Raw genomic sequence first — 11,880 nt, forward strand, 5'->3', positions numbered from 1 at the left:
CGCAAAATCGCCTATGCGCGCGCCCAATCATGACAAGCAAAACCCTCCCTGCCCAGCCGAAAGTCGGCATGGTATCGCTCGGCTGCCCCAAGGCATTGGTCGACAGCGAACGCATTTTGACCAAGCTGCGCTCCGACGGCTATGGCCTGTCGCCCGATTATGCGGGCGCCGATGTCGTGCTCGTCAACACCTGCGGCTTTCTCGATTCGGCCAAGGAGGAAAGCCTCGAAGCCATTGGCGAGGCGATGGCCGAAAATGGCCGCGTCATCGTCACCGGCTGCATGGGCAATGAGGCGGAGGCGATCCGCGCCCGCTTTCCAAAGGTGCTGGCGGTCACCGGCGCGCATCAATATGAGCAAGTCGTTGATGCCGTTCATGAAGCTGCGCCGCCGACCCAGGGCCCCTTCATCGATCTGGTGCCCGAAGGGGGGCTGAAGCTCACCCCCCGGCACTATAGTTATCTGAAGATCTCCGAAGGCTGCAACCATAGCTGCGCCTTCTGTATCATCCCCGATCTGCGCGGAAAACTGGCCTCGCGGCGGGTCGATGCCGTGCTGCGCGAGGCGGAAAAGCTTGTCGCCGCCGGAACGAAGGAATTGCTGGTCATCAGCCAGGACACTTCGGCCTATGGCGTTGATATCAAACATGAAACTCGCATGTGGAAAGAGCAGGAAGTGCGCGCCCACATGACCGACCTTGCGCGGCACCTTGGCCAGCTTCGAACCCCCGACGGCCACGCACCCTGGGTCCGCCTCCACTATGTCTATCCCTACCCCCATGTCGATGCGGTGATCCCGCTGATGGCCGAAGGGCTGCTCACCCCCTATCTCGACATCCCTTTCCAGCATGCGAGCCCCGCCGTCCTCAAGCGGATGAAGCGCCCCGCCAATGACGCCAAGGTGCTCGAACGGCTGAAAAGCTGGCGCGCCATCGCCCCCGACATCGCCATCCGCTCCAGCTTCGTCGTCGGCTTTCCGGGGGAAACCGAGGAGGATTTCCAATATCTCCTCGACTGGCTCGACGAAGCGCAGCTCGACCGCGTCGGCGCCTTCCGCTTTGAACCCGTCGAGGGCGCGCAGGCCAATGCCCTGCCCGACCCCGTCCCCGAAGACGTGAAGGAAGAGCGGTTTCAGCGCATCATGGCCAAAACCGCCGCGATCAGCGCCGCCAAGCTCGCCGCCAAAATCGGCCGCACCCTCCCCGTCATCATCGACGAGGTGGGCGAGGCCGATGAAGAGGGCAGCATCGGCGCCACCGGCCGCAGCCAGGCCGACGCCCCCGAAATCGACGGCCATGTCTATCTGCGCGACGTCGCCCCGACGCTGAAAGCCGGGGATATCGTCGATGTCGCGATAGAGGATGCCGACGAACATGATCTGTTCGGGGTGATCGGCTAAGCGATCCCGCCTTCCCCGGCGGCGCCCGGTTCGTCACCCCGGGCTTGCCCCGCGGCTGCCTTCCCCCGCCCCCTGTCGGCCTGCTTTACAGTCGACCCGATGCCGCGCCCCCGAAACCCGGTTTTTCTGCCACTGGCACGGCTTTTGCTGTATATGTCAGCAATGACAATGCTGAAAAAAATCGGACGATTATTTGTCATCAAGACCCGGTTCGAGGCCTGCCTGGTGATCTTCGCACTGGCCATGGGCGCGATGGCGCGCGGCACCGCGTATCTCGAAACCTATCCCGGAATCGGCGGACAACTCCTCATGGCCGCCTGCAGCGGCGCGGTCTTCCTCGCCGGCGCCAAGATTTTCGATTGCCTGCGCTACGAACGCGCCCGCCGATCAAGTGAAGACACCCCCGCCTCCTGACCCCTCGCACGCCGCTTTCGTCCGCCGCCCGAACATGGCACAAGGCGGCATGACCCGCCTCCCCGGCCACCCACAGATCAGCATGGAACAGGCGCGCGGCTTTCGCCTGCGCGTCGCGCGCTGGCGGATCGGCGCGGGCGCGGTTCCGTTGCTGTTCCTCAACGGCATCGGCGCCGACATCGCCGCCGCCGCACCGCTGCTCAGCCGGATTCAGGGGCGGGAGGTGTGGACGCTCGACATGCCCGGCGTCGGCGGGTCGCCCGACAGTTTCTTCCCCTATGCGCTTTCCAGCATGGCGGGGGCAGTCATCGACATTGCCGATCGGTTGGGGCACCGGTTTTTCGATGTAGCAGGCTTCAGTTGGGGCGGCGCGCTCGCCCAGCAAATTGGCGCGAACCATCCCGCGCGCATCCGCCGCTTGGCGCTGCTCGCCACCACCGGATCCATAGAGGCACCCGGGCTCGGCTGGAGCGTCTGGAACGACAGCGACATGCTCGCCAGCGGCCTGCGCCTTCCCACCGCCACGCCGCTGGGGATTGCTTATCAGGCGTTGGCGATGGCCGGATGGAATGGCACCGCCACGCTGCCCGCGCCGCGTGAACGCCCCGTACTCATTCTCACTGGCGCACGCGATGGCATCGTCCCTGCCTCCCATGGCGCGAGGCTCGCCGCGCTGATCGAGGGGGCCGAATTGGAAGAAATGCCCGGATCGCATCTCTTCCCCTTCACCCACGCGTCCCGCGTGGCCGCGCGCCTCACCGACTTTCTGGACCAGCCCGCAAACACGCCCGCAAAAGGCGCGCCGGTGGCCGCCTATTGATCAATCGGGCGGCGGAAGGTTTCCGGCAAGAAGAGCAAACCGACGATCAAGGTCAGCACCGCGACGACCACCGGATACCAAAGCCCATAATAGATATTCCCCGTCGCCGCGACCATGGCAAAGGCCGTGGTGGGCAGGAAACCGCCGAACCAGCCATTGCCGATATGATAGGGCAGCGACATCGCCGAATAGCGGATGCGGCTGGGGAATAGCTCGACCAGCAGGGCCGCAATCGGCCCATAAACCATCGTCACGAGCAGCACGAGGTAGAAGAGAATGGCGACAACCAGCGGCTTGTTGATCGCCTTGGGATCGGCGGCTGCGGGATAGCCCGCCTCCGATGTCGCCGCGATCAGCGTTTCGCGAAATTGCTGGATTGCTCCGGCGCGTTCTTCTTCGGGCAAGCGCCAGGGGTCGGGCGCGTTCAGCTTGGTCGATCCGATTTCCACGCGCGCAGGCTCACCGCTGCGCGCCTCGCGTATCACGGCGCTATAGGAAACGCCCGCTTTTGCCAGGGTCGATTTGGCAATGTCGCAGCCCGACCCTTCAAATTTATTGCCGCCAATCGGATCGAACTGAAATGAACAATTGTCGGGATCGGCGATGACGCGCACGGCGGCGCTCCTCTGCGCCTCCGCCATGGCGGGGTTCGCTGCCGCCGTCAGCATCTGAAATGCCGGGAAATAGGTCAGCGCTGCCAGCGCGCAGCCTGCCATAATGATTGGCTTGCGCCCGATCTTGTCGCTCAGCCAGCCAAAGATGATAAAAAAGGGCGTGCCGATCATCAGCGCGATGGCGATCAATATATTGGCGGTCGCACCATCGACCTTCAGCGTCTTTTCCAGAAAGAAAAGCGCATAAAACTGCCCCGTATACCAGACCACCGCTTGCCCCGCGACGGCGCCGAGCAGCGCGACAAGCACCCATTTGAGATTGGCCCATTGGCCAAAAGCCTCGGTCAGCGGCGCCTTTGAGGTCGTCCCCTGTTCCTTCATCCGCTTGAAGACCGGGCTCTCTTCCAATTGCATCCGGATCCACAGCGACACGCCGAGCAGGATCACCGAGACAAGAAAGGGAATTCGCCAGCCCCAGGCCGCGAATGCCTCTTCGCCGAGCGCATAACGCACCGCAATGACGACCAGCAGCGCAGCAAACAGGCCCAGCGTCGCGGTCGTCTGGATAAAACTGGTGAAGAGGCCGCGTTTTCCCTCGGGCGCATGCTCGGCGACATAGGTTGCCGCGCCGCCATATTCGCCGCCAAGCGCCAATCCCTGAAGCAGCCGCAGCAGCACCAGCAAGATCGGGGCGGCAACGCCAATGGCCGCATAATTTGGCAGAACCCCGACCAAAAAGGTCGCAAGCCCCATCAAGCCCATCGTCACCAGAAACGTATATTTGCGCCCGACCAGATCGCCGACCCGGCCGAAGACCAGCGCCCCGAAAGGCCGCACGGCAAAGCCCGCAGCAAAAGCGCCTAGCGCAAAAATGAAGCCGGTGGTTTCGTTGACTCCGGAAAAGAATTGCGCCGAAATAATCGTGGCGAGCAACCCATAGAGGTAGAAGTCATACCATTCGAAAATGGTGCCGAGCGAAGAGGCCAGAATGACCTTGCGTTCGCTCTGTCTGCCCGGGCCTTTGGCCTCGACCGCCCTGCTTTCGTTCATCCTCTACCCTTCTCCGCTCTTTTCTGCGGCAAGGGTAATAGGTGGCGGCGCAGCGTCAATGGGGCTCAGCCCATCGACACCGCGATCACCATGGAAAGCTGTTGCGACCAGCCATCAACCGACGCGTTTCACCGCCCCTTTATGCGCACCGACGCTCTTGTTGCGAGGACGGAAACGCCGCTTGCGCTGGTCCTGTCCGTCGACCGCACCGCCTTCGCGACGCGCGCCGCTACGTTGACTGCCGTCGCTCTGGGCGCCGGGCCCCGCCTGACCGCCTCTGCCGCGCCGGGCATCTTCACGCTGGCGCTGCGGATTACGGCCTTGGCCACCCGTATCGCGCGGGGGCGCTACCGGCTTGGGCAGGTTGCGGACCAGTTCCGAAAAACCTTCAGGCAGCTTGACCGGTTCGGCGCGTGTACGCGTCACCCGCTCAATGTCGCGCAGATAGGCTTTCTCGTCCGGTGCGACAAAGCTGATCGCCACGCCTTCGGCCCCGGCGCGCGCGGTGCGTCCGATGCGATGGACATATTGTTCGGGAACATTGGGGATTTCGAAATTGATCACATGGCTCACCCCCGACACGTCAATACCGCGCGCGGCAATGTCCGTGGCGACCAGCAGCTTGACCTTCCCCGAACGAAAAGCCTGCAACGCGGTCGTGCGCTGCGCTTGGCTCTTGTTCCCATGGATGGCAAAAGCGTCGATCCCTGCGCCCTTCAAATGGCGCACAACCCGGTCAGCGCCATGTTTGGTGCGGGTAAAGATGAGCGCGCGGTCGATGTCCTGGGTTTGCAGCACATGATGCAGCAGCGCCTGCTTTTCCTTTTGCTCGACAAAGGTCACGCTCTGCCGGATCTTCTCCGCCGTCGTCGCCTGCGGCGTTACCGAAACCGTAACCGGATCCTCCAGAAACTGCTTGGCGAGTGCGGCAATTTCTTTCGGCATGGTAGCCGAGAAAAAGAGATTCTGTCGCTTGGCGGGAAGCAGCTTGGCCACGCGCCGCAGCGAATGAATGAAACCCATGTCCATCATCTGATCGGCTTCATCGAGCACGAAAATATCGACATCATCGAGCCGGAGCGCACGCTGGTCGATCAGGTCGAGCAAGCGGCCGGGCGTGGCGACGAGAATATCGACTCCCTGTCCCAGCTCGCGGATCTGCCGGTTAATCGGCACACCGCCAAACACGGTGGAGACGGATAATTTGGTAAAGCGGCCATAGTCGCGGCAGCTTTGTGCAATTTGCGCCGCCAGCTCGCGCGTCGGCGACAGCACCAGCATACGGCAGCCGCGCGGCACGGGCGGCTTGGGGTTGCTCAACATATGATGCAGCGAAGGAAGCGAAAAAGCGGCCGTTTTGCCAGTGCCTGTCTGGGCGATACCGCACAAATCACGACCCTGAAGCAGCACCGGAATAGCCTGCTGCTGGATAGGTGTCGGCTGCGTATAGCGCTTGGCCGTCAGCGCACGCTCAATATCGGCGTGGAGGCCAAAATCTTTAAATTCCATTTTATCAACTCACAAAAGCGCCAAGCGCGCGCCGAACCAACGGTCGCGCGCGGCGAAGCGGGTTCGAAACGACCCGCGTGAAAGGGTGCCTCAAGGGGACAAGGCGCAAATCCGGCTCTTTCCGCCTGATTAGGGGGCGGGACGATCACGCTGCCGGCTGGGTGACGGATCTGTCCATCATGCTGCGCTGCCGCATAGATGGCGCATCACCGGGGAAATTGCAAGATAATTGCGCGACCAAGCGAGCGCGTCTCAAAAACCCGGCTCCCCCTTGCTCCCCTCCCCCGCCTTTGGCACGTTCATCGCGACAGGAGAGGAAACGCCTTGGCTGACAAGATTATCGTCATTGACGAAGGAACGACATCCACCCGCACCATGTTGTTCGCCGCCGATGGCACGCCGCTCGGCAGCGCGCAGCGCGAATTTCGGCAGCATTATCCGGCGCCCGGCCGGGTCGAGCATGATGCGGCGGAAATATGGAAGGCAACGCTCGCCTGCACCCGGGCCATGATCGACAAGGCTGGCGGGCCAGCAGCCGTGGCGGGAATTGGCATCACCAATCAACGCGAAACCATTGTGTTCTGGGACCGCAAAAGCGGTGAACCGCTGGCCCCCGCCATCGTCTGGCAGGATCGGCGCACCGCGGACATGTGCAACCGCCTCAAAGAGGAGGGGCAGGAAGCGATGGTGCAGGAAAAAAGCGGGCTACTTCTCGATCCCTATTTTTCCGGCAGCAAAATCAGCTGGGCGCTTCAAAACTGGCCGCAGCTTGCCGAAGCCGGGTCGCGGCTCGCGGTGGGGACGATCGAATCCTATCTCGTCTATCGGCTGACTGGCGGTGTCCATGTCAGCGATGCCACCAATGCCTCGCGCACGATGCTGATGGACATTGACGGCAAGGGAGGCTGGGACCCGGCCTTGTGCGAGCTTCTCGGCGTTCCGCAAAGCCTCCTGCCCGAAATCGTCGCATGCACCGCACAGGTCGGCAAGACCGATCCCGCACTGTTTGGCCGCGCCATTCCCATTTGCGGCATGGCGGGCGATCAGCAAGCGGCGACCATCGGGCAGGGTTGCCTGACACCGGGCGATACCAAAGCCACCTTCGGCACGGGAGCCTTCATTCTCACCGCCAGCGGAACCAAAAGGCCCCGCTCGACTAATCGCTTGCTCGCTACGGTGCTTGTACAGGAAGAGCAGGAGCGCAGCTATGCGCTCGAAGGGTCGATCTTTGTCGCGGGCAGCCTCATCAAATGGCTGCGCGACGGATTGGGGCTCTTGTCCAGCGCGGGGGAAAGCGAGGCTTTGGCCCGTTCCCTGAACGACAATGGCGGCGTTTATCTCGTGCCCGCCCTCACCGGCCTTGGCGCGCCCCACTGGCGCCCTGACGCGCTGGCATCGATCACCGGCCTCAGCTTTGCGAGCAACAAAGCGCATGTCGCGCGCGCGGCATTGGAAGCGCAAAGTTATCAGGTGCACGACCTTATGACGGCCTTTGCCGCCGATGGCGTCAAATGGGGTGGGGTGCGCATCGACGGCGGGATGGCCGCCAATGACTGGATGGCGCAGGATCTGGCCGACATGCTGGACCTTACCGTCGAACGCCCCAATTTTATCGAAACCACGGCCTTGGGCGCTGCCATGCTGGCAGCGACCGGGGCCGGGCTTTATCCCCGCCTCCGCGACGCTAGCGAGGCGATGCAGGGGCGCACCACCCGCTTCACCCCCGCAATGGACGCCGACATACGCAAAACGCGCCTTGCCGGGTGGCAAAGCGCGCTTGCGAAGATATTGGAATAACCATCGCCCCCCAAGACGGGGGCGACAGTCTTTTAGCGCTTGAGCGTAAGGCCGCCGAAGCGCTTGTTGAACTTTGCGACCTGACCGCCCGCATCAAGCATACGGCCCTGCCCACCGGTCCACGCCGGGTGAGCCGTGGGGTCGATTTCCAGGGTCATCACATCACCTTCGCTGCCCCAGGTGGAGCGCGTCTGATATTCGGTGCCGTCGGTCATTTTGACGGTGATCATGTGATAATCGGGGTGAATGCCTTTTTTCATTTCTTAAAGCTCCTGTGCCGCTGGTTTCCGACCAGCCGCGTGAGTCTGTGCGTCCCCGCAATGGGACCCGCGAAGCGGCGTCCCCTAATGGCGAAACGGGCAAATTGCAACAGCTACCCGCATTTCTGAAAGTCCGGGCGCGGGAAAGCCAGTGGAGGCCCGATCAGTCGGCGGGCGGGTCCGCGATCATGGCCGTGAACTGGCATTCGGTTGCCAATTGGTCGCCCAGCATGGCCCGACCTTCAAATTTGCAGATATTCCGCTTCGCCTGAAGGATGGTGACATGAAGGTCGAGCAAATGGCCGGGCTCCACGGGCTTGCGGAACTTCACTCCGTCAATACCCATGAAATAGACCAGCTTTCCGCTCCCCGCGAGCCCCAGCGATTCGATCGCGAGAACGCCGCCCGCCTGCGCGAGCGCCTCCACGATCAAAACGCCCGGCATGATCGGCCGGCCGGGGAAATGCCCTTGGAAAAAGGGCTCGTTCATCGTTACCGCTTTGACCGCGTGGATCGATGTATCTTTCACCATCGATTCCACCCGATCGACGAGCAGCATCGGATAACGATGCGGAAGAAGCGACAAGACACGGCGAATATCCGCCGGACCCATCGCTTCGCCCTCTTGCGCCCCGTCCGTCATGATTAGCGCGAAGTCGGCTGCGTACCGGTCTGGGCGCCGCCCTGCGCCGCGCGCGCCGCATTGATCAGTTGCTGGTTGCGTTCCTGGACCAGCTGGCCGGGCTGATAGCCTGCGGGAACAGCGATCGACACATTGGGCAGGATCCGGTTGAGTTCAGCAACCACCGCATCGGTGATATCGACATTATTTTCGCGCGCCAGAACCGCATCGGGATTGAGCAGCAGATCGACCTTGCGCGCCGTCATTGCGGCCTTGATCGCTTCGTTCATGCGAACGCTGATCTGGTCCTCGACATAAGCGACAGCGAGTTCGACCGGCGCACCAATCTGGCCGAGTTCGTTCGCGGCCGCCTGACGCTTGTCCTGCACAGCCTTCGCAGCCGCTTGAAGGGCGGCCTGATTTTGCGGGCTTTTCTTTGCTTCTTCCTGATATTTGGCGATCAGCACGTTGATTTCGGCCTGCAGCGTCTGGCCGCGCGACTGCTGCTGGTCGATCTGCGCCTTATATGTGGTTTCAATCTGCTGCGACGCCGTGGTGAAAGCATTGGAACGTGCAGCCGCCGCGCGAACGTCAGCAACCGCGACGCTCTTCGCCTGAGCAATGGCGGGCGCGGACAGGATGGGCGAAACGGTCAGCGTGGCAATGGCCATCGCCGACGCGGCAAGAAGTTTTTTCATCAGAATTGAGTTCCTACGTTGAATGAGAAGCGTTTGGTATCATCACCCTCTTCTTTGCGGAGGGCGTAAGCGAAGTCGATCCGGAAGGGACCGAAGGGGGAGTTCCAGTTAACCCCGGCGCCAATTGCGACACGCGGCAACCATGTATCACCATAAAAGCGCTCTTCAAAGGGCGACATGTTCGACGTCGTCCCCGTGGGGCAGACATTATAGGCCCCGGTTGGCACACCATCGACCACCGTCTGTTCGCCAAAGCTGATATCGCCGGTTGCCGAGTTACGGCAGAGATTTTTAGTCAGTCCATCGGTGGGATCGCGGAAATTCTCCAGCGTGGTCAGCTCAGGCTTGCGCACAGAGAAAACCGACCCGACATCGACAAAAACCGATGGCCGCAGCCCCAGCTCCTTCGCGCCCGAACCCAGCGGAATGTCAATTTCAAACCGGCCGCGATAATAAGCCCGGCCACCGAGCGCATCGTCAATCCGCCGCCCGTCATTGGTGAGATCGAGCACCGGATTGGCAGGATCGGTGACATCGACATTGCTGTAGCGAACGACACGCGGACCAATGCCGCGAATGTCAAAGCCGCGCATCTGCGGCTCACCGAGTTGGAAACGATCAATCAAGCGAATCTTGTCGCTAGTCGGCGTCGGGGCTTCACCAAGCGGGTGAATATATCCACCTTCTGCTGAAATATTGAGGATGAAGTTGCTGCCGAGATTGAAGTGCTTGCTTCCGGTAGCACGGGTGCGAACATATTTGACGCTGCCACCAAGGCCCGCGAAGTCCTGGCTCAAGGACAGGGCCTGCCCGCGCGTCGGACGAATGCGATTGTCGCGGTCGTCATAGGCGAGCGTAAAGCCGAGCAAGGAGGTCGTCCGCTTGCCGATCGCATCGCACAAATAGCGTCCGGCAACGAGCGGGTCGCACTCGCCGTCGAAATAATAAAGACCGCGATCGAGCGTCACATCATCAAAGTTCAGGCTATAGCGCCCGAACAACGACATGAATTCGGTGAGCGGAACGCCCGTATTGACCTGGAAACCCGTTGTCACCTGTTCAAAGGTGGTGCGGCGATCATTATTGATGAAGTTGAAGGAGTTAAGGTCGCGGCGATAGATGCTGCCGCCCAGCGAAATGTTGCGATCGAACAAATAAGGCTCGGTAAAGCCGAACTCGACCGATTTCGAATAGCTGGAATAGTTGACCGACGCCTGAAGCTGCTGTCCCAACCCGCGGAAATTGCGCTGGCGGATCGAGCCCTGCATCAGGAAATTCTCGATCGACGAGAAGCCCGCCGACAGCGACAACTCGCCCGTCGGCTTTTCCTCGACATTGGTTTCAAGGACGATGCGATCGGGCGTCGTGCCTTCCTTGCGCTCAATTTCCAGATTTTCCTGGAAGTAACCCAGGCTGTTCAGCCGGTTCTCGGTACGCTTCACGCCAAAGCTGTTGAAGGCATCGCCCTCGTTCAAGCGAAATTCGCGGCGCACCACCTTGTCATGGGTCAGCGTGTTGCCGTTGACGTCGATCCGCTCGACATAGGTGCGCGGGCTTTCGCTAACGTTGAAGGTAATCGCCATCGTGCGATTTTCCGGGTCGCGGCGAAACTCGGGATTGATATCGGCAAAAGCATAGCCGAACAGGCCAGCGGTTTCGCTGAGGCTTTCAACCGTATCCTCGACCAGTTTCGCATCATACCAGTCGCCGCTTTTCATGGGCAGCAGGGGCTTCAGCGTTTCGGCGCGGAAGTCGCGAATCTGGCTCTCGACCTCTACGTCACTGAATTTATAGCGTTCGCCTTCCTCCACCACATAGGTGATGATGAAATCCTGCTTGTTGCTCGTCAGCTCGGCCACCGCCGAAATGACGCGGAAATCGGCATAGCCATTTTGCAGATAGAAAAGACGCAGCTTTTGCTGGTCATAAGCCAGACGGTCGGGGTCATAGCTGGTGTTCGAAGACAGGATCGTAAGAAGCCCCGTCTCCTTCGTCGCCATCTCGTCCTTCAAGTCACCGTCGCTGAACTTCTCATTGCCGATGATGTTGATCTGGCGAACCTTCGACTTCGGCCCTTCGCTGATTTCGAAAACAACATCGACGCGGTTCTGGTCGAGCTGCACCATTTTCGGCTCGACGGTCGCCGCAAAGCGGCCCTGCCGCTTGTAAAGCTCGATAATGCGGGCAACGTCGGCGCGGACTTTGGAGCGCGTATAGATTTGGCGCGGCGCCATCTTGATCTCGGGGCGAATCTTGTCCTCTTTCAGCCGCTTGTTGCCCTCGAGGATGACGCGGTTGATCACCGGATTTTCGGTGACCTGAATGGTCAGCGCCCCATCATTGTCGGTGATCTGATAATCCTGGAACAATTCGGTGGCTGCAAGGTCCTTGAGCGCCTGATCGAGCGTCGCGCGATCATAAGGCTGCCCCACGCGCAGGCGCAGGTAGGAAAGGATGGTCTGCGCCTCAAGCCGCTGATTGCCGCTAACGGTGATCGACTTGACCGTCGAGGCTGCGGGTGCAGCCTCCGGCGTTGGCACCGGGACGGTCGACGGGGTGGCGGCTTGCTGCGCCAAGGCCGAGGCTGTCGGCCAGCCGAGCATCGTTCCTGCCAAAAGGAGTGCCGACAGCTGCGTCCGCGTCGAAAATTTCTGTGAAGCCACGCTGTTCATCCCGCAAAATAATTCAAAAGCGACGAA

General features: G+C 61.2%; 10 protein-coding genes. 4 read left to right on the top strand and 6 right to left on the bottom strand.

The genetic code is table 11. From position 1 onward, the window contains the following. The first annotated feature begins 29 nt into the window (after nt 1–29). From rimO to JV18_RS0112850, 3 genes are all read left to right on the top strand, one after another. Nucleotides 30–1,397: a 30S ribosomal protein S12 methylthiotransferase RimO gene (gene rimO, locus JV18_RS0112840; protein WP_033075371.1), complete on the top strand. Its 1,368-nt coding sequence runs from the start codon at nt 30–32 to the stop codon at nt 1,395–1,397. 168 nt (nt 1,398–1,565) lie between these two features. Continuing rightward, a complete protein-coding gene (locus tag JV18_RS0112845) occupies nt 1,566–1,811 on the top strand; it encodes a hypothetical protein (RefSeq protein ID WP_033075372.1) in 246 nt (81 codons plus the stop codon). 49 nt (nt 1,812–1,860) lie between these two features. Next, on the top strand, nt 1,861–2,631 hold the full coding sequence (locus JV18_RS0112850; RefSeq protein ID WP_033075373.1) for an alpha/beta fold hydrolase: 771 nt from the start codon (nt 1,861–1,863) through the stop codon (nt 2,629–2,631). Here the strand turns inward: JV18_RS0112850 and JV18_RS0112855 are convergent. Then, the gene (locus tag JV18_RS0112855; RefSeq protein WP_052072232.1) at nt 2,625–4,295 is read right to left on the bottom strand and encodes an MFS transporter; all 1,671 of its coding nucleotides are present in this window, start codon (nt 4,293–4,295) and stop codon (nt 2,625–2,627) included. The genes JV18_RS0112850 and JV18_RS0112855 overlap by 7 nt on opposite strands. A gap of 114 nt (nt 4,296–4,409) precedes the next feature. Next, nucleotides 4,410–5,804 carry a DEAD/DEAH box helicase gene (locus tag JV18_RS0112860; protein WP_033075374.1) on the bottom strand — a complete coding sequence of 465 codons (1,395 nt, stop codon included), beginning with the start codon at nt 5,802–5,804 and terminating at the stop codon, nt 4,410–4,412. Nucleotides 5,805–6,128: 324 nt separating this feature from the next. Here JV18_RS0112860 and JV18_RS0112865 point away from each other — a divergent pair, with 324 nt between their 5' ends. Further along, the gene (locus tag JV18_RS0112865; protein WP_033075375.1) at nt 6,129–7,601 is read left to right on the top strand and encodes a glycerol kinase; all 1,473 of its coding nucleotides are present in this window, start codon (nt 6,129–6,131) and stop codon (nt 7,599–7,601) included. A 32-nt stretch (nt 7,602–7,633) separates the two neighbouring features. Here JV18_RS0112865 and rpmE read toward each other — a convergent pair whose 3' ends face one another. The 4 genes from rpmE to bamA form a co-directional block, all read right to left on the bottom strand. Continuing rightward, complete coding sequence (gene rpmE / locus JV18_RS0112870; RefSeq protein WP_033075376.1) at nt 7,634–7,861, bottom strand: 50S ribosomal protein L31; 228 nt, start codon at nt 7,859–7,861, stop codon at nt 7,634–7,636. Between the two features lie 163 nt (nt 7,862–8,024). Then, nucleotides 8,025–8,504, bottom strand: a complete 480-nt coding sequence (fabZ, locus tag JV18_RS0112875; RefSeq protein WP_033075377.1) for a 3-hydroxyacyl-ACP dehydratase FabZ — start codon at nt 8,502–8,504, stop codon at nt 8,025–8,027. A gap of 2 nt (nt 8,505–8,506) precedes the next feature. After that, a complete protein-coding gene (locus JV18_RS0112880; protein WP_033075378.1) occupies nt 8,507–9,181 on the bottom strand; it encodes an OmpH family outer membrane protein in 675 nt (224 codons plus the stop codon). Next, nucleotides 9,181–11,853 carry an outer membrane protein assembly factor BamA gene (gene bamA, locus JV18_RS0112885; RefSeq protein ID WP_052072235.1) on the bottom strand — a complete coding sequence of 891 codons (2,673 nt, stop codon included), beginning with the start codon at nt 11,851–11,853 and terminating at the stop codon, nt 9,181–9,183. The genes JV18_RS0112880 and bamA overlap by 1 nt, the downstream gene beginning before the upstream one ends. Nucleotides 11,854–11,880 lie beyond the last annotated feature (27 nt).

Origin of the sequence: Sphingopyxis sp. MWB1, from assembly GCF_000763945.1 — a bacterium.
Classification (GTDB): Bacteria; Pseudomonadota; Alphaproteobacteria; order Sphingomonadales; family Sphingomonadaceae; genus Sphingopyxis.